Origin of the sequence: Streptomyces sp. OfavH-34-F (genome assembly GCF_022347745.1) — a bacterium.
GTDB lineage: Bacteria > Actinomycetota > Actinomycetes > Streptomycetales > Streptomycetaceae > Streptomyces.
Genome location: NZ_JAKRGC010000027.1, coordinates 1 through 26,013 on the forward strand (window position 1 = coordinate 1; position 26,013 = coordinate 26,013).

12 protein-coding genes are annotated in these 26,013 nt (G+C 73.9%); 8 read left to right on the forward strand and 4 right to left on the reverse strand.

What is annotated here, in order from left to right:
* Positions 1–69 precede the first annotated feature (69 nt).
* Genes MHW47_RS07595 through MHW47_RS07605 form a run of 3 tightly spaced genes read left to right on the forward strand, consistent with a single transcriptional unit; the run spans position 70 to position 12,379 of the window.
* Positions 70–5,379, forward strand: coding sequence for a DEAD/DEAH box helicase (locus tag MHW47_RS07595; protein WP_239221865.1), 5,310 nt, complete (start codon positions 70–72; stop codon positions 5,377–5,379).
* Between the two features lie 29 nt (positions 5,380–5,408).
* Positions 5,409–8,369, forward strand: coding sequence for a DEAD/DEAH box helicase (locus MHW47_RS07600; RefSeq protein WP_239221866.1), 2,961 nt, complete (start codon positions 5,409–5,411; stop codon positions 8,367–8,369).
* A complete protein-coding gene (locus MHW47_RS07605) occupies positions 8,369–12,379 on the forward strand; it encodes an Eco57I restriction-modification methylase domain-containing protein (RefSeq protein WP_239221867.1) in 4,011 nt (1,336 codons plus the stop codon). The genes MHW47_RS07600 and MHW47_RS07605 overlap by 1 nt, the downstream gene beginning before the upstream one ends.
* A gap of 68 nt (positions 12,380–12,447) precedes the next feature.
* On the opposite strand, the gene MHW47_RS07610 is transcribed toward MHW47_RS07605, so the two are convergent.
* The 3 genes from MHW47_RS07610 to MHW47_RS07620 all read right to left on the reverse strand — a co-directional run bounded on the left by MHW47_RS07610 (position 12,448) and on the right by MHW47_RS07620 (position 17,006).
* On the reverse strand, positions 12,448–14,100 hold the full coding sequence (locus MHW47_RS07610) for an N-6 DNA methylase (RefSeq protein WP_239221868.1): 1,653 nt from the start codon (positions 14,098–14,100) through the stop codon (positions 12,448–12,450).
* 145 nt (positions 14,101–14,245) lie between these two features.
* Positions 14,246–15,826: an alpha/beta hydrolase gene (locus tag MHW47_RS07615; RefSeq protein WP_239221869.1), complete on the reverse strand. Its 1,581-nt coding sequence runs from the start codon at positions 15,824–15,826 to the stop codon at positions 14,246–14,248.
* 133 nt (positions 15,827–15,959) lie between these two features.
* Positions 15,960–17,006 carry an Rv2578c family radical SAM protein gene (locus MHW47_RS07620; protein ID WP_239221870.1) on the reverse strand — a complete coding sequence of 349 codons (1,047 nt, stop codon included), beginning with the start codon at positions 17,004–17,006 and terminating at the stop codon, positions 15,960–15,962.
* 171 nt (positions 17,007–17,177) lie between these two features.
* Between MHW47_RS07620 and MHW47_RS07625 the strand changes: the two genes are divergently transcribed.
* The 4 genes from MHW47_RS07625 (at position 17,178) to MHW47_RS07640 (ending at position 23,802) form a co-directional block, all read left to right on the forward strand.
* Entirely contained in the window at positions 17,178–17,621 is a 444-nt protein-coding gene (locus tag MHW47_RS07625; RefSeq protein ID WP_239221871.1) for an SRPBCC family protein, read from the forward strand.
* 218 nt (positions 17,622–17,839) lie between these two features.
* Positions 17,840–20,365, forward strand: a complete 2,526-nt coding sequence (locus MHW47_RS07630; protein WP_239221872.1) for an MFS transporter — start codon at positions 17,840–17,842, stop codon at positions 20,363–20,365.
* A gap of 156 nt (positions 20,366–20,521) precedes the next feature.
* Positions 20,522–22,987, forward strand: a complete 2,466-nt coding sequence (locus MHW47_RS07635) for a SpoIIE family protein phosphatase (RefSeq protein WP_239221873.1) — start codon at positions 20,522–20,524, stop codon at positions 22,985–22,987.
* A 95-nt stretch (positions 22,988–23,082) separates the two neighbouring features.
* Entirely contained in the window at positions 23,083–23,802 is a 720-nt protein-coding gene (locus tag MHW47_RS07640; RefSeq protein ID WP_239221874.1) for a class I SAM-dependent methyltransferase, read from the forward strand.
* Positions 23,803–23,926: 124 nt separating this feature from the next.
* On the opposite strand, the gene MHW47_RS07645 is transcribed toward MHW47_RS07640, so the two are convergent.
* A complete protein-coding gene (locus tag MHW47_RS07645; RefSeq protein ID WP_239221875.1) occupies positions 23,927–24,853 on the reverse strand; it encodes a LysR family transcriptional regulator in 927 nt (308 codons plus the stop codon).
* Between the two features lie 133 nt (positions 24,854–24,986).
* Here MHW47_RS07645 and MHW47_RS07650 point away from each other — a divergent pair, with 133 nt between their 5' ends.
* Positions 24,987–25,988, forward strand: a complete 1,002-nt coding sequence (locus MHW47_RS07650) for an aldo/keto reductase (protein ID WP_239221876.1) — start codon at positions 24,987–24,989, stop codon at positions 25,986–25,988.
* Positions 25,989–26,013: the final 25 nt, after the last annotated feature.

The window sequence follows — 26,013 nt, forward strand, 5'->3', positions numbered from 1 at the left end:
CCCGGGTCCGCCGCCGCCCCTGAGCGGACCCCCGAGGACGCGTCCGCCCGCCCGGCCGCCGCGCCCGGCATGGACGTCTTCGCCGTGCACCGCGCGCTGATCGCGGACTACCACGCCTTCACCAAGGGCGGCACGGTCATCCGCGACGGGCGGGTCAGCGCCTTCGTGGAACGCGACCTGGAGGCCAAGTCGCAGTGGCCCGACCCCTGGCTCTCCCTGAACCCCTTCTTCGAGAGCGGCGGCACCGTCGCCGAACTGGCCGCCCGGCAGGTCCTCCACGCCGAGTGCGCCCGGATCTTCCAGGCGAACAAGACCCCCGGCGGCACGGACTGCGACGGCCGCCCGCTCACCCTCCACCGGCACCAGCGCGAAGCCGTCGACGCCGCCCGCTCCGGCGCCTCCTACGTACTGACCACCGGCACCGGCTCCGGCAAGTCCCTCGCCTACATCGTCCCGATCGTCGACCGCGTCCTGCGCGAGCGCGAAGCCGCAGGACCGGGTGCCGGGAAGCGGGTCCGGGCGATCATCGTCTACCCCATGAACGCCCTCGCCAACAGCCAGCTCAAGGAGCTGGAGAAGTACCTGCGCGACGGCTACGGCGACGGCCGCGAACCCGTCACCTTCGCCCGCTACACCGGGCAGGAGGACGACGCCCGCCGCAGGGAGATCCGCGACAACCCGCCGGACATCCTCCTCACCAACTACGTGATGCTGGAGCTGATGCTGACCCGGCCCGCGGACCGGGCCCGCCTCATCGCCATGGCCCGCGGACTCCGCTTCCTCGTCCTGGACGAACTGCACACCTACCGGGGCCGCCAGGGCGCCGACGTCGCCCTGCTCGTCCGCCGGGTGCGCGAAGCCTGCCGGGCCACCGAACTCCAGTGCGTCGGCACCTCGGCGACCATGTCGACCGAAGGCGGCCCCGAGGAGCGCCGGAAGGTCGTCGCGGAGGTCGCCTCCACCCTCTTCGGCACCCCGGTCCGCCCCGAGCACGTCATCGACGAGACCCTGGTCCGCGCCACCGGCCCCGCCCCCGCCGCCGTCCCGGCCGAACGCCTCACCGCCCCCGCCCCGCACACCTACGCCGACCTCGTCCGCGACCCGCTCGCCCGCTGGATCGAGACCCGCTTCGGACCCGCCACCGACGAGGCGACCGGCCGCCTCGTCCGGCAGCGCCCCGCCAGGATCGAGGACGCCGCCCAGGAACTCGCCGCACGGTCCGGCGTGGACGCCGACGTGTGCGCCGACGCCGTCCGCGCCACCCTGGAGAGCGGCTCCCGCGCCCGCCACCCCGTCACCGAACGCCCCCTGTTCGCGTTCCGGCTGCACCAGTTCCTCGCCAAGGGCGACACCGTCCACGTCACCCTGGAGGACAAGGCCACCCGCCACCTCACCCGCACCTACCAGGTCGAGCAGCCCGGCAGCGGCGGCAAACCGCTCATGCCGCTCGCCTTCTGCCGCGAGTGCGGCCAGGAGTACCTGACCGTCTGGCGCGACCAGGACAACGGCGACGTGCGGTACACGGCGCGCCGCGACACCTCCGCGACCGGCGGACGCCAGGGCGACGGCTACCTCTACATCGACCCCGACCGCCCCTGGCCGGCCGACCCGCACCAGGCGATCGCGGACCGCCGGCTGCCCGAGTCCTGGCTGGAGACGGACGACGAGGGCCGGGAAACCGTCAGGAAGAACTACCGCGACCGCCTGCCGCGCGCCGTCCGCGTCGACGCCCACGGCTTCGAGGGCCGCGGCGAACTGGAGGCCGCGTTCATCCCCTCCCCGTTCCTCTTCTGCCCGCACTGCCAGGTCTCCTACGAACAGACCCGCGGCAGGGACTTCGCCAAGCTCGCCACGCTCGACCAGGAAGGCCGCTCCTCGGCGACCTCGCTCATCTCGGCCTCCGTCGTCCGGTCCCTGCGGGCGGCACCCGACGACGCGCTCGACCCCGAGGCGCGCAAACTCCTCACCTTCGTCGACAACCGCCAGGACGCCTCCCTCCAGGCCGGCCACTTCAACGACTTCGTCCAGATCACCCAGCTGCGCGGCGCCCTCCACCGGGCCACCCTGGCCGCCGGCGCGGACGGACTGCGCCACGAGGAACTGGCCTCCGCCGTCGCCGGCGCGATCGGCCTCGCCCCGGCCGACTACACCGGCGAGAGCGACCTCCCGCCCGGGCTCGCCCGCAGCGCCGCCCGCACCCTGCGCGACGTGATCGCCTTCCGGCTCTACCTCGACCTGGAACGCGGCTGGCGCATCACCATGCCCAACCTCGAACAGACCGGACTCCTGGAGATCGACTACGAGGACCTGGCCTGGATCGCCGGCGCCCAGGACCGCTGGACCCGCACCCACACCGCCCTGCGCGACGCGGACCCGGCCCTGCGCGCCGAGGTGATGAAGGCCCTCCTCGACGAGATGCGCCGCGCCCTGGCCATCGACGTCTCCTACTTCCGCGACGACTTCGACGCCCTGCGGCGGGCGAGCGAGGAGCGCCTGGTCCACCCGTGGGTGCTCTCCGCCGCGGACCGGGCCGTCGTCGGCACCGCCCACCCCGGCCCCTCCCGCCCCGGCCTGGACCGCGGCCACCTGTTCCTCTCGGCGGGCGGCAAGTTCGGCAAGTACCTCAGGCGCACCGACCCGGCCTTCCGCGCCCTGCCCAAGGACGACCTCCAGCTCGTCGTCGCCGACCTGCTCACCGTGCTCGAACGGGCCGGGCTGGTGAAGGAGGTCACCACCACCCCGCGCGGCACCCGCCCCGGCAGACCGGCCGGCCCGGCCACCACCGGCTACCGGGTCGCCGCCCAGTCCCTCATCTGGCGCGCAGGCCCGGGGGAGCGGGGCGCCCACGACCCGCTGACCCGTACGTACCCGAGCGGCGACGGGCCCCGCGTCAACACCTTCTTCCGCGACCTGTACCGCGACGCGGCGGGCGAACTCGCCGGACTGTCCGCCCGCGAGCACACGGCCCAGGTCTCCCCCGAGGAACGCGAGAAGCGCGAGGAGGCGTTCCGCCGGGCCGAACTGAAACTGCTCTACTGCTCGCCGACGATGGAACTCGGCGTGGACATCTCCTCGCTCAACGCCGTGCTCCTGCGCAACGTCCCGCCCACCCCGGCCAACTACGCCCAGCGCTCCGGACGGGCCGGGCGCAGCGGCAGCCCCGCCCTCGTCACCACGTACTGCGCCACCGGCAACAGCCACGACCAGTACTACTTCCACCGCTCCGCGCGCATGGTCGCGGGCGCCGTCGCCCCGCCCCGCCTGGACCTCGCCAACGAGGACCTGGTCCTCTCGCACCTCCAGGGCATCTGGCTCGCGGAGGCCGGACTGAAACTGGGCCGCGCCGTTCCCGAGATCCTCGACGTCTCGTACGAGCGGACCGGCGACCGCCCCGCCCCCGCCCTGGGACTGCGGCCGGGCATCCTCGCCGCCTCGCTCGACGCCGACGCCCTGTGCCGCACCGCCGAGGCCGCCCTGCGCGTCCTCGCCCCGCTGCTCCCGCAGTTCGCGGAGACCACCTGGTGGTACGACGACTGGATCCAGGACCGGGTCCGCACCGTGCCCGAGCGCTTCGACCGCGCCTTCGACCGCTGGCGGCTGCTGTTCCGGGCCGCGCTCGACGACCAGTACATCCAGAACCGGCGCCGCCTCGACTACGGCCTCACCGAGGGCGAGCGCATCCGCGCCAACACCCGCCGCCGCGAGGCCGAGACCCAGCTCAACCTCCTGATGAACGAGAGCGCGGACAGCAAGTCCGTGCTGTCCGACTTCAATCCCTACCGCTACCTCGCCTCCGAGGGCTTCCTGCCCGGCTACTCCTTCCCGCGCCTCCCGCTGGCCGCCTACATCCCCAAACCCGGCGGCCGGGGCGACGGCGACTACCTCCAGCGCCCCCGCTTCCTCGCCATCCGCGAATTCGGGCCCGGCGCGCTCATCTACCACGAGGGCGCCCGCTACCAGGTCACCCGCGTCCAGCTCCCCCCGGACTCCTCCGGCGACCTCGCCACCACCGAGGCCCGCCGCTGCGCGCACTGCGGCTACCACCACGACCCGGCCCTGCGCGCCGACCGCTGCGAGATGTGCGGCGAACCGCTGGGCGCCGCCACGTACGGGCTGCTCCAGCTGCACACCGTGTACACCACGCGCCGCGAGCGGATCTCCTCCGACGAGGAGGAGCGCCGCCGGGCCGGCTTCCGGCTGGAGACCTCCTACCGCTTCCAGGACCACGGCACCCGCAGCGGCCGCCTGGACGCGACCGTCCGCGACGCCGCGGGGGAGCGGGTCGCGGAGCTGGCGTACGGCGACTCGGCGACCGTCCGCATCACCAACACCGGCCGGGTGCGCGCCCGGAAGGACGACCCCGACGGCTACTGGCTGGACCTCGCCGACGGCCGCTGGATGAACGACCGGGACGCCGCCGACGCCTCCGGCGACTCCGCCGAGCTGCCGGTCGCCGACGGCGCCGGCCACGAGAGGCGCCGCAAGAAGCGCGTCATCCCGTACGTCGAGGACCGCCGCAACATCGTCGTCGTCACCCTGGACGAACCCCTGCCCGAACCCGTCGCCCTCTCCTTCATGTACGCCCTGGAACGCGGCATCGAGGCCGCGTTCGAGCTGGAGGACTCCGAACTCGGCGGCGAACTCCTGCCGCCCGACGGCGGCCCCCGCGACCGCCTCCTGTTCACCGAGGCGGCGGAGGGCGGCGCCGGCGTCCTGCGCCGCCTGCAGGCCGAACCCGGCGCGCTGGCCGAGGCGGCCCGCCGGGCGCTGGAGATCTGCCACTTCGACCGGGACGGCAACGACCTCGGCGGCCCCCACGAGACCCGCCCGTGCGCCCGGGGCTGCTACGAGTGCCTGCTGACCTACGGCAACCAGCTCGACCACGCCGCCCTGGACCGCCACGCCGCCCGCGGCCTGCTCCTGCGCCTCGCCTCCGCCACCGCCGACCGCCACGGGCGCGGCGAGTCCCGGACGGAGCGGTTCGAACGGCTGCGGGAACGGCTCCCCGACGACAGCGCCCCCGCCCAAGACGCCCCCGCCGAAGGCACCCCCGACCCGGCCGCCCCCGACCCGGCCACGGCGGGCCCCGCGCACCGCCTCCTGGACTGGCTCCGGGCCCGGGGGCTGCGCCTCCCCGACGACGGCGCCACCCTGATCCCCGAGGCGAACGCCCGCCCGGACTACGTCTACCGGCTGCCCGACGTCGACGTCGCCGTATTCGTCGACCTGCCCGGCACACCGCCCTCCGAGCTGCGCGACGAGGACGCCGAGGAACGGCTCTACGACGCCCGCTGGGACGTCATCCGCTTCCCGCACGACGCCGACTGGGCCGCCATCGCCGCGGCCCACCCCGGATACTTCGGCACCGCGGCCCCCTGACCGCACACCACGAGGACTCGGACATCCACATGGCACTCACGTACTCCGCCGGCTCCCTGGTGACCGCCCGCGGCCGCGAATGGGTGGTGCTCCCCGAGAGCGCCCCCGACCTGCTCGTGCTGCGCCCGCTCGGCGGCTCCGACGACGACATCGCCGCCGTGTTCCCCGCCTTCGAGGACGTCAGGGGCGCCGAGTTCGCCGCCCCCGAACCCTCCGACCTCGGCGACCAGCGCGCCGCCGGCCTGCTGCGCACCGCCCTGCGCATCGGCTTCCGCTCCGGCGCCGGCCCCTTCCGCTCGCTCGCCGGCATCGCGGTCGAACCCCGCGCCTACCAGCTCGTCCCGCTCCTCATGGCGCTGCGCCAGCCGACCGTCCGCATGCTCATCTCCGACGACGTCGGCATCGGCAAGACCGTCGAAGCCGGGCTCATCGCGAGCGAACTCCTCGCCCAGGGCGAGGCCACCGGCCTCGCCGTCCTCTGCTCGCCCGCCCTCGCCGAACAGTGGCAGGAGGAGCTGCGCACCAAGTTCGGCATCGACGCCGAACCGGTCCTCGCCTCCACCGTCTCCCGCCTGGAACGCGGCCTGGACCTGGGCCAGTCCCTCTTCGACAAGTACCCGCACGTCATCGTCTCCACCGACTTCATCAAGTCCACCCGCCACCGCGACGACTTCGTCAGGCACTGCCCCGACCTGGTCGTCGTGGACGAGGCCCACACCTGCGTCACCGCCGACGACACCTCCGCCGCCACCCAGAACCAGCTCCGCCACGAGCTGCTGCGCCGGATCTCCGCCGACCCCGCCCGCCACCTGCTGCTGGTCACCGCCACCCCGCACAGCGGCAAGGAGTCCGCCTTCCGCAACCTCCTCGGCCTGGTCAGGCCCGAACTGGCCACCGTCGACCTGGAATCCGAGACCGGCCGCAAACTCCTCGCCCGGCACTTCGTCGCACGCAAGCGGGCCGACGTGCGCCAGTACCTCACGACCGACGACGGACTCGCCGACGACACCCTCGCCGAACGCACGGCCTTCCCCTCCGACCGCTTCTTCAAGGACGAGACGTACAAGCTGTCCCCGGCCTACCGCGCCCTCCTCGACGACGCCATCGCCTACGCGGGCGAGCGCGTCGAGGAGGCGGGCGGCCGGGGCAGGCGCGAGGCCCGCATCGCCTGGTGGTCCGCGATCGCCCTGCTGCGCTCCCTGGTCTCCTCGCCGCGCGCCGCCGCGCAGACCCTCACCACCCGCTCCGCCGCCGCGATCGCCGCCTCCGCCGAGGAGGCCGACACGCTCGGCGCCCCCCTCACCTCCGACGCGGCCGACAGCGACGCCCTGGAGGGCCGGGACGTCGCCCCCGGCGCCGCCACCGGCGACCACGCGGGCGCCCGCCTCGGGGAACTCGCGGCCCGGGCCGCGCGGCTGGAGGGAACGGAGAGCGACCGCAAGCTCGGGGCCCTGGCCGGGCACCTCAGGGCGCTGCTCGCCGACGGCTACCACCCCATCGTGTTCTGCCGCTACATCCCCACCGCCGAGTACGTCGCCGAGCACCTCGACGGCGTCCTCGGCCGCAGGACCGTCGTCCGCGCCGTCACCGGCACCCTCTCGCCCCAGCAGCGCCTCCAGCGCATCGAGGAACTGGCCGCGGAGGCCGGCGACGACCCCGCCGCCCGCCGCGTCCTCGTCGCCACCGACTGCCTCTCCGAAGGCGTCAACCTCCAGCACCACTTCGACGCCGTCGTCCACTACGACCTCGCCTGGAACCCCACCCGGCACGATCAGCGCGAGGGCCGCGTGGACCGCTACGGCCAGCGCCGCGACCAGGTCCGCGTCATCACCCTGTACGGCGAGGACAACGGCATCGACGGCAAGGTCCTCGACGTCCTCATCAAGAAGCACCGCCAGATCAAGAAGGACCTCGGCATCTCCGTCTCCGTGCCCGACGCCACCTCCGCCGGGGTCACCGACGCCATCGTCGAGTGGCTGCTGATGCGCGGCCACCGCGGCGAGCAGGACGGACTCTTCGCCGCCGAGGAGGTCCTGGACACCAGGGCCGCCCGGCTGGAGCAGGAGTGGAACTCAGCCGCCGACCGCGAGAAGGCGTCCCGCTCCCGCTTCGCCCAGCGCTCCATCCACCCCGAGGAGGTCGCCCGCGAGGTCGCCGCGCTCCGCGAGTCCCTGGGCGGCACCGGCGAGATCCGCACCTTCGTACGCGAGTCCCTCAACGCCCTGGGCGGCGTCCTGCGCCCTCTCCCCGGCCCGGACGGCGACTTCACCGCCCAGATCGGCGGCGGCCCGGCCGGCCTGCGGGACGCGCTCGCCCCCGTCGTCGGCGCGGAGGCCGTCGAGCACGACCGCCCGATCCCCTTCCGCACCGACCCCGCCGTCGCGCGCGGCGAGGCGGCCCTCGTCCGCACGGACCCGGTCGTCGGCGCCCTGGCCGCCCACGTCCTCGACGCCGCCCTGGACCCGGACGCCGCCGGCCGCCGCCCGGCCCGCCGCTGCGGCGTCGTCACCACGGACGCCGTGCCCACCCGCACCACCCTGCTCCTGGTGCGCTACCGCTTCCACCTCACGCTGCCCTCCCGGGGCGGCGAGAAGCAGCTCGTCGCGGAGGACGCCCGGCTGCTGGCCTTCCGCGGCTCCCCGAAGAACGCCCGGTGGCTGAGCCCCGGGGAGGCGACCGCCCTGCTCGACGCCACGGCCACCGGCAACACCGACCCGCACTTCGGCGAACGCACCATGACCCGCATCCTGGGACAGCTCCCGGAGACGACCGCCCGCCTGGAGGCGTACGGGGAGGAACTCGCCGCCGAACTCGACGCCTCCCACCGCCGGGTGCGCGGCGCGGCCGGCGAGATCGTCCGCGGCCTGACGGTCACCGCCCAGCGGCCCGCCGACATCCTCGGCGTCTACGTGTACCTCCCCGACGCCACCGCCACCGCCCCCGCCACCGCCACCGCCGCTTCCGCCCCCGCCGCCGGAGGGACCGCCTGATGTCCGCCACCACCCGCAACCAGGTCTTCTCGGCGGTCCAGACCGTGGGCGCCCTCCTCCCGGCCGACATGCTGGCCCGCATCAGCGAGGGCCGGGACGTCCCCGGCAGCCGGCCCGCCGACTACGGACTGCCCACCTCCCGCTCCGTGCGCGACGAGGCCGAACGCAGCTGGGAGTACCTGCGCCCGCTCTGGCGCGAACTGCGCAGGCGCCTCCCCGAGGATCCGGACACCGGCGCCCCCGCCGCCGACCCCACCGGCCTCGCGGCGAGCGACTGGCTCGCCCCGCTCTGGCGCGAACTCGGCTTCGGCCCGCTCACCCCCGTCGGCCCGGACGGCATCGCCGCCGACCCCGACGGCCGCAGGACGTTCCCGGTCTCCCACCGCTGGGACCATGCCCTGATCCACCAGACCGCCTGGAACACCGGACTCGACAGGCGGCCGGGCGGCGCGGGCAGCGTCCCGCCGCAGTCGATGCTCCAGGAGTGCCTCAACCGCACCGACCGCCACCTGTGGGGCATCCTCACCAACGGCCGGCAGGTACGGCTCCTGCGCGACTCCAGCGCGCTGGCGACGGCCTCGTACGTCGAGTTCGACCTCGAAGCGGTCTTCGACGGCGAACTGTTCAGCGAGTTCGTCCTGCTGTACCGGCTGCTGCACGTCTCCCGGTTCGCCGTCGAACCCGGCGCACCCGCCACGGGCTGCCGGCTGGAGCAGTGGCGCACCGAGGCCATCGCCTCCGGCACCCGCGCCCTGGACCAGCTCCGCAAGGGCGTCCAGGAAGCCGTCACCACCCTGGGCACCGGCTTCCTGCGCCACCCCGCCAACACCGCGCTGCGCGAGAACGTCGACGCCGAGGCCCTGCACAACGCCCTGCTGCGCCTGGTCTACCGCCTGCTCTTCGTCTTCGTGGCCGAGGACCGGGACGCGCTGCTGCGGCCGGACGCGGGCGAACGCGAACGGGCCCGCTACGCGGCGTACTTCTCCTCCGCCCGGCTGCGCGCCCACGCCCGCAAGCGCCGGGGCACCGCCCACGGCGACCTGTACGAGGCCCTGTGCCTCGTCCTGCGCGCCCTCGGCGACGTGGACGGGCGCCCCGAGCTGGGCCTGCCGGGGCTCGGCGGGATATTCGCCGACACGGAGACCGACGCCCCGCTGCACGGCCTGTCCCTGTCCAACGAGTACCTGCTGACCGCCGTCCGGCACCTCTCGCAGGTCCGGGACACGGGCGCGCGGCGCCGGCGCACGGTGGACTACCGGCACCTGGACGCCGAGGAACTGGGCTCCATCTACGAGTCCCTGCTCGAACTGGTCCCGCGCCACAGCCCCGTGGACCGCACCTTCACGCTGGTCGAACTGGCCGGCAACACCCGCAAGACGACCGGCTCGTACTACACCCCGTCCTCACTCATCGAGTGCCTGCTCGACACCGGTCTCGATCCGGTCCTCGACGACGCCGTCGCCCGCGGCGAACGGGCCGCGGCGGCGGCCGGCGAGCCCGACCCGTCCGACGCGATCGTGCGCGAACTGCTTGCCCTGACCGTGTGCGACCCCGCCTGCGGCTCCGGACACTTCCTCGTCGCCGCGGCACGCCGCATCGCCAAGCGGGTCGCCGCCGTACGGGAACGCAACCCGGAACCCACGCTCGGAGCCGTCCGGCACGCCCTGCACGAGGTCGTCGCCCGCTGCGTCTACGGCGTGGACCTCAACCCCATGGCGGTGGAACTGGCCAAGGTGTCGCTCTGGCTGGAGGCCCTGGAGCCGGGCAAACCCCTCGGCTTCCTGGACGCGCACGTGAAGCACGGCAACGCGCTGATCGGCGCCACCCCGGCGCTGCTGCGAGGCGGGATTCCGGACGAGGCGTTCAAACCCATCGAGGGCGACGACAAGAAGTACGCCAAGGCGCTGGAGAAGCAGAACCGGGCCGAACGCGGCGGCCAGCGCGGCCTGTTCGACCTGATGGCCCCGGCCGAGGACACCAACGAGGTCTTCGCCCTCGGACTCCGCCGCATCACCGCCGCCGCCCCCGACACCCTCGCCGGCGTGCACGGACAGGAGGCCGCCTACCGCGACTTCGCCTCCTCCGCCGCGTACGTGCGCGCCCTGCACGTGGCCGACGCCTGGTGCGCCGCGTTCATGTGGCACAAGACGGCGGACGCCCCGCCGCCGGTCACCGAGGAGGTCTTCCGCCTCCTCCAGGACCCGGCGGCGGACACCGTGCCCCGGACGACGCACGAGGAGATCGCCCGGCTGCGGCGCCGCTACCGGTTCTTCCACTGGCACCTGGAGTTCCCCGAGGTCTTCGCCGTCGGCGACCCCGGGGACGAGGACACCGCCGAAGGCTGGGCCGGCGGCTTCGACTGCGTCCTGGGCAACCCGCCCTGGGAGCGGATCAAGCTCCAGGAGCAGGAGTTCTTCGCCCAGCGCGACACGGAGATCGCCGCGGCCAGGACCGCCGCCGCCCGCAAGCGCCTGATCGCCGCGCTCAAGCAGGACCCGGACGGCGTCGGCCTGCACACCGAGTTCCAGGTCGCCAAGCGCAAGGCGGAGGGCGACAGCCACTTCCTGCGCACCGCCGGCCGCTACCCGCTGACCGGCCGGGGCGACATCAACACGTACGCCGTCTTCGCCGAGACGGGCCGCATGCTCACCGGCCCGCGCGGCCGCATGGGCATGATCGTGCCGACGGGCATCGCCACGGACGCCACCACCCAGTTCTTCTTCCGGGACCTGGTGGTCAAGGGCTCGCTGGCCGCCCTGTACGACTTCGAGAACGCCGCGCCGGTCTTCCCCGACGTGCACCGCTCCTTCAAGTTCAGCCTGCTGTCGCTGGCCGGCCGGGACGTGGGCGAACGCGCCGCCCGGTTCGCCTTCTTCCTCCGCGACCCGGCCGAACTCGCCGACGACGGCAAGGTGTTCGCCCTCACACCCGAGGAGATCACGCTCCTCAACCCCAACACGGGCACCTGCCCCGTCTTCCGCTCCCGCCGCGACGCCGAGATCACCCTCGGCATCTACGGACGCGTCCCCGTCCTGATCGACGAGGGCGACCCGGACGGCAACCCCTGGGGCGTCACCTTCCAGACGATGTTCCACATGTCCAACGACTCGCATCTCTTCCGCAGCCGCGAGGAGTTGACGGCCGACGGCTTCCAACCCGCCGGCAACGCCTTCGCCGGAGCGGGCCGGCTCATGCTGCCGCTGTACGAGGCGAAGATGGTCGACGCCTACAACCACCGCGCGGCCGACGTGGTCAAGAGCGCGACCGCCGTGAAGCGCCAGAACCAGCCCTCCTACCTCAGCGACGACGACCGGGCCGCCGCCTCCCGCCTCGCCATGCCGGGCAGCTGGGTGGACCGGGCCGAGACACCGGCCGACGCGCCGCCCGGCTGGCTCGCCTTCCTCCGCATCAGCAGCCCCACCAACCAGCGCACCATGATCTCCGCGATCCTGCCCCGCGCGGCCATCGGCGACTCCGTCTTCCTGCTGCGCACCGCCTCGTCACAGGACAGCGCCCTGCTGGCCGCCCACTTCAACTCCTTCGTCTACGACTACGTCACCCGCCAAAAGGTCGCCGGACTCAACCTCAACTTCTTCTACATCCGCCAGCTCCCCGTCCTACCCCCCGAAACGGCCCGCCGCCACGCCGCCTTCCTGATCCCGCGCGTCCTCGAACTCACCTACACCGCCCACGACATGAGCCCCTTCGCCACCGACCTCGGCGACACCGGCGCCCCCTTCCGCTGGGACGGGGACCGCCGCCGGCAGATCCGCGCCGAACTCGACGCGTTCTTCTTCCACCTCTACGGGACCGGCCGCGACGACATCGGCCACATCCTCGACACCTTCCCCATCGTCCGCCGCAAGGACGAGGCCCGGTACGGCGACTACCGCACCAAGGACCTGATCCTCACCGCATACGACGCCATGACCCCCCTCGCAACGCCCGACACCTACACCTCCCCCCTCACCCCACCCCCCGGCCACGGCCCCCGCCACCACGCCCCCTAGGGCGTGTTTTGAAAGTAGCGCCGTCCGCCCGGAGGGCGGGCCGGACGGCGCTACTTTCAAAACACGCCCTAGGGCGCCGGGGGGCGGAGGGCGCCGGTGGTGAGGCCGTCGCGGGCCAGGGACGTGGTGCGCTCGCCGAGCAGGGCGAGCTGCGCCAGGGCCTGCTCGAACTCGGTCAGCGCGCGGAACGCGGAGCCGTAGCGGCGCTGCTCCTCGACGGCCATCTGCGGGATGCGGGCGCCGCGCGTGTCGAGGCGGAAGGTGCCGCTGGCGCTGGTGGAGCGGCGGTTGTTCGGGGCGCCGCGCAGGAAGCCGTTGACGTAGTCGGTGTCCAGCTGGTCGCTGGTGGACACCGCCGCGCCTTCCGTCGTCTCCACCAGCCCGGCGCGCGCCAGTTCGGCGACGCTGACGGTGGCCCGGTCCTGGAAGGACTCCGCCGCGCCTTCGAGGACGGGCGGCAGCAGGGTGTCCAGGAGCCGTTCCAGCCGCTCCTTGACCTCGGCGCGGGTGGCGGCGTACTGGGCGGTGAAGTCCGTGTGCCGGGCGGCGGTGTACGCGGCCGGGCTGAGGTCCACGGTGTCGTCGAGCAGATCGATCCGGGCGACCCGCGCCGTCAGGTTCTCCGCCGCCTCGAACGGGTCGTCCGGCGCGTTCGCACTCAGGTCCGTCATCCGTACGTGGTCCGGGGTGTCCTCCGGTCCGGCGGGGCGGCGCAGGAGCCAGAGGTGCACGGACAGGGCGTGGGCCGCGGCCATGCCGGGCGGCAGCGCGACCACCTCGGTGAGCAGGCCCCGGCGCACGATCTCGGCCCGGATGCGGCGCCCCGCCCTGCGGTAGGCCACCGACGCCGGCATGACGACGATCACCCGGCCGCCCGGCGCGGTGTGCCGGTAGCAGTGCTGGAGCCAGGCCAGCTCGCTCTCGGCCCGGGACGGCACGCCGAACTCCCAGCGCGGGTCCAGCAGCAGCTCCTCCCGGCCCCAGTCGGCGGCGCCGGCCGGCGGCTCGCACACCACCAGGTCCGCCCGCAGCCCGGGCAGCCCGTCGGAGCGGAGCGAGTCCCCGGCGCGGACGGTGACCCCGGTCGCACCCGCCACCTCGGCGCGCAGCTCCGTGTAGCGGGCGCGCGCCGGATCGAGGTCCTGGCCGGCGAGGGCCCCGGCGCCCGGGTGGAAGGCGAGGAGCAGGGAGCCGATCCCGCACGCCGGGTCGTACACCGTGCGTCCGGGGACCTCGGGCCCGGCGAAGTGCCGCACGGCCCGGACGAGGTGCGGGGAGGTGACGCCGTCGGACCCGGCGCGCCCGGACGACTCCGCGTAGCGGGCGGTGAGGCCGCTGAGCAGTTCGGCGGGCGAGCGGTCCGCCGCCAGCTCCTCGACCAGGGGGCGCAGCGGGGCGTCCCCGTCCTCCTCCCGCCGTACGAGAAGGCGCGCCACGGCGGTGAGCCCGCCGACCATGTCGTCGCCGTGCTCGGTGCGCAGCTGCTGCCACAGGCGCACCTCGGGGGACGTCTCCTGCCCCTTGCGCTGGGCGTCCAGCCAGGCGCGCACCTCCGCGAGGTCGAACAGGGGGCTGCTGGTGCTGTCGGTGGCCGGGGCGGGGAAGTCGTCGTAACGGCGGCGCCAGTTGGAGACGGCGGCGCGGGTGACGCCTGCCAGCCGGGCGATCTCGGCGGCGGTGACGAGGGGATCGGCGTGGGGGCGTCCGGCGTCGTCCTTCATACCGTCACCGTACACGGACGGCCTTCCAGGCCGGTCTGGCTCCGCGTTGGCGATGTAAACGAGCTGTGGCCGCCGCGTGGGCGCCGTGTGCGCTCGGGGGCGCGCGCGAACGGGTCGTGCGCGCCCCCGCAGGACGGGCCGTCGGTCAGCCGTGGAAGCCCAGCAGGCCGTGCAGGGCGCTGCCGCGGTCCGGGCGGGCGGCCGGACGGGCCGACTTCGCGGTCTCCGGCTCCGGGTCGGGGAGCTTGGGGCAGACCGCGTCCGCGTCGCCGCGCCCGGCGCGGGGCAGGGTGCCGTCGGTGAGGTAGTCCACCAGGTAGCGGTCCAGGCAGTCGTTGCCGCTGAGGGTGATCCCGTGGTTGCCGCCGCCCTGTTCGACGACCAGGCGGGAGCCGCGCAGCTTGCGGTGCAGGGTGACGCCGCCCTCGTACGGGGTGGCCGCGTCCTCGGTGGCCTGGAACAGCAGGGCCGGGGGCACCCGGTGGTTGGAGACGCGCACCGGGTTCAGCGGCGCCACCGGCCAGTCGGCGCACGGCGCGTTGTACCAGGTGTTGCCCCACGCCATGAAGGGCGCCTTCGCGTGCACCCGCCAGGTGTCGTTGCGCCAGATGTTCCAGACGCGCGGCCAGGAGGCGTCGCGGCACTGCACGGCCGAGTAGACGGAGTACCCGTTGTCGCCGGCCGCGTCCACCGCCGCGAACCGTTCGAACGCGGCGACGAGCGGCTTCTTGTCGTGGTCGTTCACATAGGCGGCGAACGCCTCCGCCAGCGCCGGCCAGTAGCCGTTGTAGTAGCCGCCCGGCAGGAAGGTGTCGTCCAGTTCGCCCGCGCCGACCCGGTCGCCCGCGGGGTGCTTCTTCACCGCGTCCCGCATCCGGTACCAGGCGGCCTCCACCGCGGCCGGGTCGGTGCCGAGGCGGTAGACGGCGTCGTGCTCGGCGACCCAGGCGGCGAACGCCTTGTGCCGGGCGTCGAACGCGTAGTCCTGGGCGAGGTTGTCGTCGTACCAGACGCCGTCCGGGTCCACGTTGGAGTCGAGGACCAGCCGCCGTACGCGCTCCGGGAAGAGCTTGGCGTACACCGCGCCGAGGTAGGTGCCGTAGGAGTACCCGAAGTAGTTGAGCCGCTGGGCGCCGGTCGCCCGGCGGATGACGTCCAGGTCCTTGGCCGCGCTCACCGTGTCCATGTACGGGAGCAGGTCCGGGTACTTCTCGCCGCAGGCGGTCGCGAAGTCACGGGTCCGGTTGCGGTTGATGCGCTCGCCGCCGAGGGACTGGGGCACCGGGTCGGGCCGTACGGGGTCGAAGTACCCCGGCACGCAGTCCAGGGCGGGCCGGCTCTTCCCGACGCCGCGCGGGTCGAAACCGATCACGTCGTACTGCGCGGCGACCTTCTCCGGCAGCGAGGCGGCGACGAAGGGGGCCATGGACAGGCCGCTGCCGCCGGGGCCGCCGGGATTCACCAGCAGCGGTCCCTGGAAGGTCGCGGAGGTGTGCGGCACCCGGGTCAGGGCGAGGGTGACCTGGCGTCCCGCCGGGTCGTCGTGGTCGAGCGGGGAGCGCACCGTGCCGCACTGGAGCGTCGGGGACGTCTTCGTCCCGCAGTCCTTCCAGGTGATGGGCGCGGCGCGGGGCGCGGTGGTGGTGTCCGCGGCGGCCGGGGCGGCGGTCACCAGACCGGCGACCGTCGCCCCGACGGCGAACAGCAGGATCGGACGATTCGTCATATGGCCTCCCGAGGCGGGGGAAACACGGCTGCGCGGGACGCAGCCCCCGCCGCATGTTCCCCGCATTACCCGCCGGAAGGTCCCGTTGTGCGGAGAGTTGACCCGTTTGCGCGCGGCGCGGCCGGGCGCGGGTTCACAGGAGGGTGAGCTGGGTGGGCTCGGAGTCGTCGAGCGGCGGGCGCGGCTCGCGCCGGGGGAGCCGGCGCGGCGTGCCCCGGTCGGCGGGCCCGATGCCGTACTCGGCGGCCAGCTCGTGGACGTACCGGGTGATGCGGCGCTGGTACCAGGTGGGCGCGTAGGCGCCGTCCGCGTACAGCCGCTCGTAGCGCCGTACGAGGTGCGGGTGGTGGTGGCCCAGCCACTGCGTGAACCACTCTCGGGCGCCGGGGCGCAGGTGCAGGACGAGCGGGGTCACCGAGGTGGCGCCGGCGGCGGCGATCGCGCGGACGGTCGCCCGCAGCTGCTCGGGGCTGTCGCCCAGGTACGGGACGACCGGCGCCATCAGGACCCCGCAGCCGATGCCGGCCTCGCTCAGCTTCCGTACGACGTCGAGCCGGCGCTCGGGCGAGGGCGTGCCGGGCTCCACGGTGCGCCACAGCTCGGGGTCGACGAAGCCCACCGAGACCGAGACGCCGACCTCGGTGACCTCGGCGGACTGCCGCAGCAGCTCCAGGTCGCGCAGGATCAGCGTGCCCTTGGTCAGGATGGAGAACGGGTTGGCGTGGTCGCGCAGGGCGCTCAGGATGCCGGGCATCAGCCGGTAGCGGCCCTCCGCCCGCTGGTAGCAGTCCACGTTGGTGCCCATCGCGACGTGCGCGCCGTGCCAGCGCGGTGAGGCGATCTCGCGGCGGACCAGTTCGGGGGCGTTGACCTTGACGACGATCTGCGAGTCGAAGCCGATCCCGGTGTCCAGGTCCAGATAGCTGTGCGTCTTGCGCGCGAAACAGTAGACACAGGCGTGGGTGCAGCCCCGGTACGGGTTCACCGTCCACTCGAACGGCATCCGTGAGGCGCCGGGCACCCGGTTCACGATCGACCGGGCCCGGACCTCGTGGAAGGTGATGCCCCGGAACTCGGGGGTGTCGAAGGTCCGCGTCGTCACCGCGTCGGCGGCGAAGAGCGCACCCGTACCGCCCGTGGGGTGGTCGGCGCGGTCTTCGGCCAGATGGTTCCAGCGCATGGATGCCTCCTCGGTAGTTCCCGACCGAGAATAGAACACGTGTTCCCATGATCGTTTTTTCCCTTCTTCCCGACTTCCTCCCGGACCTCCTCCCGGGCCGGATTTGGTGCCCGTCCCCCGAGGTGGTTGGCTCAGCACACCCCCGAACAACCGAGTGCTGGAGGAACAGCCATGGCGCAGGTCGAGGCCACCACGGAGCGGACCATCGCGGCGGACGCGGAGGCGGTGTTCGACGCCCTGGCCGACTACAAGGACGTCCGCGGCGCCGTGCTGCCCGTCCACTTCAGCGAGTACGAGGTGCGCGAGGGCGGCGACGGCGAGGGCACCCTCGTCCACTGGAAGCTCCAGGCCACCAGCAAGCGGGTCCGCGACTGCCTGCTCGACGTCACCGAGCCGTCCGACGGACAGCTCGTGGAGAAGGACCGCAACTCCTCGATGGTCACCACCTGGACCGTCACCCCGGCCGGCGAGGGCCGCTCCAGGGTCGTCGTCGCGACCGTGTGGAACGGCGCCGGGGGCGTCGGCGGCTTCTTCGAGCGGACCTTCGCGCCCAAGGGCCTCGCCCGCATTTACGACGAACTGCTCCAGAACCTCGCCGCCAAGGTCGAGAACTGACCCCGGGGCCGGTGGTGCGGACCGGGGCCGGCCGGTCCCGCCCGCACCTCCGGCCTCACCGGTTCGGGTGGTCTTTGGCGGCCGGGTGGTTGTGCGCCGTACTACCTCCGACCGGGGGATACGCCCCCTGAGTGCGCCGCCGGCGCCCCCCTCCGCGTTTGCCCTCACTTGTCGCACGATGCGAGAAATGTGCGGCAGCACGACGAGGGGAGCGGGACGTGGTGGGTGGGATCACACTGCTGGAGGACGAGCCGGGGGGCCCGGGGGACGCCGACGAGGCGTCCGGGACCGCCCCGCCACCCTCCCCGCCGCCGCCCGCCGCTCGCGGCAACGTCCCGGACGGGACCGTTCCCGGGGAGCCGGACGGCGGGACCGCTCCCGAAGGGCCGGACGGCGGGACCGCGACGGACCCGCGCCGCATCCGGCTGGTCTTCGTCGGGCTGATGCTCACGCTCCTGCTCGCGGCGCTCGACCAGATGATCGTGGCCACCGCGCTCCCGAAGATCGTCGGCGAGCTGCACGGCCTGGAGAAGATGTCCTGGGCGGTCACCGCCTACCTGCTGGCCTCCACCATCGGCCTGCCGGTCTACGGGAAGCTCGGCGACCTCTTCGGCCGCAAGGGCGTCTTCCAGTTCGCCATCGTCGTCTTCGTCGCCGGCTCCGCGCTGGCCGGCTGGTCGCGCACGATGGACCAGCTGATCGCGTTCCGGGCGCTCCAGGGCGTCGGCGGCGGCGGGCTGATGATCGGCGTCCAGGCGATCATCGCCGACGTGGTCCCGCCCCGTGAGCGGGGCCGGTTCATGGGCCTGATCGGTGCGGCCTTCGGCCTCGCCTCGGTGGCCGGGCCGCTGCTCGGCGGCTTCTTCACCGACCACGCCTCCTGGCGCTGGTGCTTCTACATCAACGTGCCCTTCGGCCTGATCACCCTCGCCGTGATCACCGTCGTACTCAAGCTGCCCAGGCCCGCCGTGCGGCCCCGGCTCGACATCCTGGGCGCGGCGCTGCTGGCCGCCGCCTCCACCTGCCTGGTGCTGCTGACCAGCTGGGGCGGCACGGAGTACGCCTGGGGCTCGGGCACCATCCTGGGCCTCGGCGCCGGAGCCGCCGGAACGACTCTGCTGTTCGTGCTCGTCGAACGGCGCGCGGCGGAACCGATCATCCCGCTGCGGCTGTTCCGGGACTCGATCTTCAACGTCACCGCCCTGGTCGGCGCGGTCGTCGGCGTGGCCCTGTTCGGCGCGGCCAGCTATCTGCCCACCTTCCTCCAGATGGTCGACGGCGCCACCGCCACCGAGTCCGGGCTGCTGATGCTCCCCATGATGGGCGGCATCGTCGGCGCCTCCGTCGTCTCCGGCCAGCTCATCTCGCGCACCGGGCGCTACCGCGTCTACCCCATCGCGGGCAGCGCGGTCTCCGCGGTGGGCATGTGGCTGCTGTCCCGGCTGGAGACCGACACCGCACGCCTGGAGTACAGCGTCGCCCAGGCGGTGCTCGGCCTCGGCATCGGACTGGTCATGCCGGTGCTCGTCCTCGCGGTGCAGAACTCCGTGCGCCCCGCCGACCTGGGCACCGCCACCAGCGCCAACAACTACTTCCGGCAGATCGGCGGCAGCGTCGGCGCCGCCGTGTTCGGCACCCTGTTCGCCGGCCGGCTGGCCGACGCGCTCGCCGTCCGGCTGCCCTCCGGGGCGGACCTCCCCGATCCGGAGTCGATCACCCCGCAACTGGTGCACGCGATGGAACCCGCCCTGCGGGACGCCTACATCCAGGCGTACGCCGACGCGATGCCCCGGATCTTCCTCTACCTGGTGCCGGTCCTCGTGCTCGGCCTCGTCCTCGCCTTCTTCCTCAAGGAGAAACCGCTGGTGTCCCACAGCCCGGAATCCACCGCAGCGCCCGCGACCGCCCCGGCCCCCGGGAGCACCGCCGAAACCGTCACCGTCCCCGCCGCCCGCACCGACCACGCGCCCTCCGCCGGCTACCTCTCCGGCGTCCCGGTCTCCGGCAGCGTCCAGCACTCCGACGGGACGAAGGTGCCGCGCGCCGCCCTCACCCTCATCGACGTCCAGGGCCGGCAGATCGGCCGGGGCGCCAGCGGCGAGGAGGGCCGGTACGCGCTCAGCGTGCCGGGCGCGGGCTCGTACGTCCTGATCGCCGCCGCCGGGGGCCACCAGCCGCAGGCCGTCAGCGTCACCGTCGGCGAACGCCCCGTCGAACTCGACGTCGTCCTCGGCGGCGCGGGCCGGCTCGCCGGCACCGTCCTCACGGCGGACGGCGCACCCGTGCGCGACGCGGCCGTCACCCTGACCGATGTGCGCGGCGAGGTCGTCGCCTCGACCCGCAGCGGCCGCGAGGGCGGCTACGTGATCACCGAACTGGTCGCCGGCGAGTACACCCTCGCCGCCTCCGCCCCGGCGTTCCGGCCCGCCGCGCTCCCGGTCAGCGTGCAGGCGGCCCGGGAGACCCGGCAGGACATCGAACTGGCCGGCGGCGCCGTGCTGCGCGGCATCGTCCGGGCCGGCGGCGGACGGCCCGTCGAGGACGCCCGCGTCACCCTGCTCGACGCGGCCGGCAACGTCGTCGACACCGTCACCACCGGCCCCGACGGCGCCTTCCGGTTCATCGACCTCTCCACCGGCGAGTACACCGTGATCGCGGCCGGCTACCCGCCCGTCGCCACCGTCCTCCAGGTCGCCGGCGGCGGCCGCACCGAGCGGGACCTCCAGCTCGGCCACGAGGACTGAACACCCGGACCACGGAGCGGCGTTGCGCCCCCCGACGCGCGGGGGCGTACCACCCCTTCGGGGGATTGGGCCGATAACCGGCGGACGCCGGTCGCGGCGCCGTACCGTGGAGTCACGCGCCGCGGAACGTCGCGGTGAGGAAGGAGCCTCCCCCTCATGGACCTCGGTGTGCCGCCGCAGAGGACACCACAGCCGCGCGACGGCGCGGCGGGCCGGGTACCGCTCGCCGTGGTCGTCGTCGACACGGAGGGACGCGTCTCGCACTGGTCGACCGGTGCGCGCAAGCTCTTCGGCGTCGCCCGCGAGGCCGCGGTCGGCTGCCCGGCGGCCGAACTGCTCCCGGTCTCCGGCGCGCTGGCCGCGCACGGCGCGATGCCGGCGCCGGAGGAGGAGTACGGGCCCGCGCTCGGCGACTCCCTCGGCGGCGACTTCGCCTACCCGGCGGCCGGACGGGCCCGCGCCCGCCGCCCGGGCGGCGACCGCGCGGACGTGCTCTGGTGGGCCTATCCGCTCGTCGGACCCGGCCCGGAACGGCTGCTGGTGCTCGCCGCCGACCACGCCCACCTGCGCGGCCCCGACGACGCGGACCGGGCGCACGGCCGTACGGTCACCCCCGGATTCGCCCGGCACACCGACTTCCCCGGCTACCCGGAACTCTCCGCCCGGCTCCCGGAGATCCTGCCGAACATGAGCGTCCAGGAGGCCACCCGGATCGTCGCCCAGGTCCTCGAACTGGGCTACCCGGTCCTGGAGTTCAGCCACCACGACCGCATCCCCGTCACCCCGGACTGGGGCGTGCCCAAGCGGGCCGGCGCCCTGCCCGCCCCGGACGACCCGCACACGGCCCGCGAGGCGGCGGTCCCACGCGTCGCGCCCCGGCCCGAGCTGGACCTGGAGTACGCGGCGGTCCGCGAACGGCTGGAATTCCTCAACGAGGTCAGCGGCCGCATCGGCACCTCCCTCGACCTCGAACGCACCATCCGCGAGGTCACCAGCGCCGCCGTCCCCCGCTTCGCCGACTTCGCCGGCACGCATCTGCGCGCCGCCGTCCTCGCCGGCGAGGGTTTCCCCGACGGACCGCCCGACGTCACCACCATCTGGCACCGCGTCTGGGTCGAGCACAACGACGAACCGGGCCGCTGGGACGACACCGTGCCCGTCGGCGAGTCCATCGCCTTCCCCGAACACACCCCGTTCTTCCAGTGCATGGTCACCGGCGAACCGGTCATCGTGCCCTACGTCAGCGAGGAGCTGAGCAACCGGATCTCCGGCGAGTTCGAGAAGCGGGACCTGCGCCCGCTGATCACCCACCGCTCGCTGCTCATCGTCCCGCTCAAGGCCCGCGACGTGGTCCTCGGCTTCATGGTCCTCATGCGCCGCCCCGGCCGCGAGCGGTTCGACGACATGGACCGCACGACCGGCGCCGAACTCGCCGCCCGCGCCGGGCTCGTGCTCGACAACGCCCGCATGTACACGTACCAGGAGAACGTCGCCGACACGCTCCAAGACAGCATGCTGCCCACCGTCGAGCCCCGCATGGCCGGCTGCGACATCGCCACCCGCTACCTGCCCGGCACCCGGCTCGGCCGGATCGGCGGCGACTGGTTCGACTCGGTGAAGCTCCCCGGCTCGCGCACCGCGCTGGTCGTCGGCGACGTCATGGGACACGGGCTCAACTCGGCGGCGATGATGGGCCAGTTGCGGACCGCCGTCCTGACCATGGCCACCATGGAGCTGCCGCCCGCCCAGCTCATGCGCAACCTGGACGACCTGGCGCAGCGCCTGGGCGAGCAGTACCTCGCGACCTGCCTGTACGCGGTCTACGACCCCATCGCCGGCGAACTCCACGTCGCCAACGCCGGTCACATCCCGCCCGTGCTGGTCCGGGCGGAGGACGGCCGGGCCGAACTGCTCGACCTGCCGACCGGGGCACCGATCGGCGTCGGCGGCGTCGCCTTCGAGACCGTCACCGTGCGGGTGCGCCCCGGCGACCGGCTGATCCTGTGCACGGACGGCCTGGTCGAGGTGCGCGGCCAGGACATCGGCGCCGGACTCGCCGCGCTCTGCGCCTCCGCCGCCCATCCCGCCGCCTCGATGGACGACGCCTGCGACACCATCATCCGCGCCCTGAACCCCACCGGTGGCCGCAAGGACGACGTCGCCCTGCTGATGGCCCGCCTCAACGGCATCGCGGACGAGGACGTCGCCGAGTGGCAGCTGGCCCTCGATCCCCGGGAGGTCTCCCGCGCCCGCCGCCTGGTGCGCGGCCAACTGCTCGACTGGGACCTGCCGGACGCGGTGGAGGCGGCCGAACTGATGGTCAGCGAGCTGGTGACCAACGCGTTCAAGCACAGCCGCACCCACCACATCGGCCTCCGGCTGGTCCGCACCGACGCGCTGCTCTGCGAGGTCAGCGACGACGAACCCGCCCCCGCCTCGCTCCTCGGGGTCACCGAGAACGACGAGGGCGGCCGGGGACTCGTCCTGGTGAGCAGCCTCGCCCGCGAGTGGGGCACCAGTGCCACGGCGCGCGGCAAGACCGTCTGGTTCGAACTGGCCCTGCCCCGCGACCCGCGCAGGGGTCGCTACCCGGTCAACGCCCGCCTTCCGAAGGAGGACTGACCACGTATTCGCTCCGCACCCTTGCCCCGGCGCCCCTTTGGGCAGTAGTCCCTGGCTGAGCAGTTCAACCAGGTACGACGGAACCGGGAGTACGCATGGGTGTGTCACAGCGATACCGCGACGCGTGGGAGGGCTACTGGGCGGCCACGTCCGACGAGCCGGGCGAGGCGATCTGGGACACGGGCGCCGACCTGAGCGCCGTACCGCACAGCCGGCTGCTGCTCCCGCACGCGGACACCGCACTGCCCGTCGTGGACCTCGGCTGCGGCAGCGGTACGCAGACCCGCCACCTCGCCACGCTCTTCCCCCGCGCGATCGGGGTGGACCTCTCGCACGCCGCGGTCGAGCACGCCCGCGCGGCGGACACCGGGCAGGTCGCCGAGTTCGAACAGCTCGACCTCACGGACGCCGGGGCCGTGCGCGCCCTGCACGAGCGGATCGGCGACACCAACGTGTACATGCGGGCGGTGATCCACCAGAGCGACCCCGAGGCCCGTCCGGCCGTCGCCGCCGCCGTGGCCACCCTGCTGGGCGAACACGGCCGGGCCTTCGTCGTCGAGCTGACCCCCGCCTCCAAGGATGTGCTGCAACGCGCCGCGCAGGGGCCGGACGGCCCGGGACCGAAGCTGCGCCGGGTCTTCGAGCACGGGCTGAAACCGGCGAGCGCCACCGAGGAGGAGGTGCCCGAGCTGCTGAAGGCGGCCGGCCTCTCCACGCTGGACAGCGGCGAAACGGTCCTGCCGCAGACGGAGAACCTGCCGGACGGCACCCGGATCGACCTGCCGGCGCGCTGGTTCGTCCTCGCCGCGGACTGACCCGGCCGGAGCCGGGGGAGGGGGCGAGGGGAGATGGGGGAGCGCGGTACCGCAGCGGCGCAGCCGCCCAGCCGCCCAGCCGCGCCACCCCTCCTCCCGGACCTCACCCCCCGGCTCCCGGCCCTCAGCCCTCGCGTTCCTCCCGCAGCAGCGCCATGAGCGCCCGCGCCCCCGGACTCATCGCCCGCGCCTCCGGCAGCACCACCGCACTCTCGTAGTACGGCACCCGCGCCGCGCACCCCTCACCCGCCCCGCGCGCCTCGTCCACCGCGTCGAGCCGCACCACCGCCAGACCGCCCGCCTCCGGCTTGCGCGAGAAGTGGTGCGGGACGAGCGCGATGCCCAGCTGCTCCTGCACCAGCTCCAGCAGGCTGTGCACATCGGTCACCTCCAGGGCCACCGTGCGCCGCGCCCCCGCCGCCGTGAACGCCGCGTCGGCCGCCCGGCGCGGCCCGAAGTCCGGATGGAAGTCGATGAACGGCTCACCGGCCAGCTCCGCCCAGCCCGCCCGGTCCGCCCCCGCCAGCCGGTGGCCCGGCGCGCACAGCAGCACCATGGGCTCACGGGCCAGCGGCACCAGTTCCCCGCGCCACCCCGCCCGGTCCACGGTCGCGGCGAAGGCGATGTCCAGCCGCCCGCCCGCCACCCCGTCCACCAGCCGCGCCGTGCCCTCCTGGCGCAGCCGGATGTCCATGTGCGGGTGCGCGCGGCGGAAGGCGGCCAGCAGCCGGGGCAGCCGCAGCCCGGCCACGCACTGCTCCACGCCCACCGACAGGGTGCCGCGCAGCAGCCCCCGTACCGCGTCCACCGCCTCCCGGGCGGCCCGCACCCCGGCCAGGGTGCGTTCGGCCTCGACCAGCAGGGCGCGCCCCGCCTCGGTCAGCCGTACGCTGCGCGTGGTCCGGCTGAACAGCGGGGTGCGCAGCTCCTGCTCCAGCGCCCGCACGGACGCGGAGAGACCCGACTGCGAGACCGCGACCCGCTCCGCCGCGCGGGTGAAATGCCTTTCCTCGGCGACGGCCACGAAATGTTCCAGCTGACGCAACTCCATGATTGAGAACTCTAGGTCCTGAATCCAAGCGGAATCTCCTGTTGGACTGCTGGATCGAAGTGAGCGAGCCTGGGAGCGGCGCCCGTACCCCCGTCCGGGCGAAACCGGAACGTCTCTCCCCGTGGAGTCCCGCATGTACCTCCCGTCCGCCGACCGCTACGCGCACATGCCCTACCGGCGCACCGGGCGCAGCGGCCTCAAGCTGCCCGCCCTCTCGCTCGGCCTGTGGCACAACTTCGGCGGGGACCGGACGCCGCAGCGGCAGGGCGAGATCCTGCGCCGCGCCTTCGACCTGGGCATCACCCACTTCGACCTGGCCAACAACTACGGCCCGCCGCCCGGCTCCGCCGAGACCGCGATGGGCCGGGCGCTCGCCACCGACTTCGCCGCCCACCGGGACGAGATCGTCGTCTCCACCAAGGCCGGCTACCTGATGTGGGACGGCCCGTACGGGGAGTGGGGCTCGCGCAAGAACCTGCTCGCCTCGCTTGACCAGAGCCTGAACCGGCTGGGCCTGGACTACGTGGACATCTTCTACTCGCACCGGCCCGACCCCGAGACCCCGCTCGAGGAGACCATGGGCGCCCTGGACGCGGCGGTGCGCCAGGGCAAGGCGCTGTACGTCGGCGTCTCCAACTACTCACCCGAGCAGACGCGCGAGGCCGCCCGCATCCTCAAGGACCTGGGCACCCCGCTCCTCATCCACCAGCCGCGCTACTCGATGCTCGACCGCCGCCCGGAGGAGGGCCTGCTCGACGCCCTGGACGAGCTGGGCATCGGCTCCATCGCCTACTCGCCGCTGGAACAGGGCATCCTCACCGACCGCTACCTCGACGGCATCCCGGAGGACTCCCGGGCCGCCGGCAGCAGCCCGTTCCTGTCCGCCGAGGCCGTCACCCCGGACCTGCTGTCCCGGCTGCGCGAGCTGAACGAACTCGCCGCCGCGCGCGGCCAGTCGCTCGCCCAGCTGGCGCTGGCCTGGGTGCTGCGCGGCGGCCGCGTCACCTCCGCCGTGGTCGGCGCGAGCAGCGTCGCCCAGCTGGAGAACAACGTTGCCACCGTCCGCAACCTGGACTTCGACGACCGGGAACTCGCCCGGATCGAGAAGCTCCTCGCCGGCGCCGAGCGCGGCTGACACCCGCCGTTCCCGCCGTCCCCCG

Coding starts and splice junctions, on each gene's coding strand:
- MHW47_RS07625 (WP_239221871.1), top strand. CDS start 17,178: ATGGCGCAGGTCGAGGCCACCACGGAGCGGACCATCGCGGCGGACGCG.
- MHW47_RS07605 (WP_239221867.1), top strand. CDS start 8,369: ATGTCCGCCACCACCCGCAACCAGGTCTTCTCGGCGGTCCAGACCGTG.
- MHW47_RS07610 (WP_239221868.1), bottom strand. CDS start 14,100: ATGAAGGACGACGCCGGACGCCCCCACGCCGATCCCCTCGTCACCGCC.
- MHW47_RS07615 (WP_239221869.1), bottom strand. CDS start 15,826: ATGACGAATCGTCCGATCCTGCTGTTCGCCGTCGGGGCGACGGTCGCC.
- MHW47_RS07595 (WP_239221865.1), top strand. CDS start 70: ATGGACGTCTTCGCCGTGCACCGCGCGCTGATCGCGGACTACCACGCC.
- MHW47_RS07650 (WP_239221876.1), top strand. CDS start 24,987: ATGTACCTCCCGTCCGCCGACCGCTACGCGCACATGCCCTACCGGCGC.
- MHW47_RS07640 (WP_239221874.1), top strand. CDS start 23,083: ATGGGTGTGTCACAGCGATACCGCGACGCGTGGGAGGGCTACTGGGCG.
- MHW47_RS07635 (WP_239221873.1), top strand. CDS start 20,522: ATGGACCTCGGTGTGCCGCCGCAGAGGACACCACAGCCGCGCGACGGC.
- MHW47_RS07645 (WP_239221875.1), bottom strand. CDS start 24,853: ATGGAGTTGCGTCAGCTGGAACATTTCGTGGCCGTCGCCGAGGAAAGG.
- MHW47_RS07620 (WP_239221870.1), bottom strand. CDS start 17,006: ATGCGCTGGAACCATCTGGCCGAAGACCGCGCCGACCACCCCACGGGC.
- MHW47_RS07600 (WP_239221866.1), top strand. CDS start 5,409: ATGGCACTCACGTACTCCGCCGGCTCCCTGGTGACCGCCCGCGGCCGC.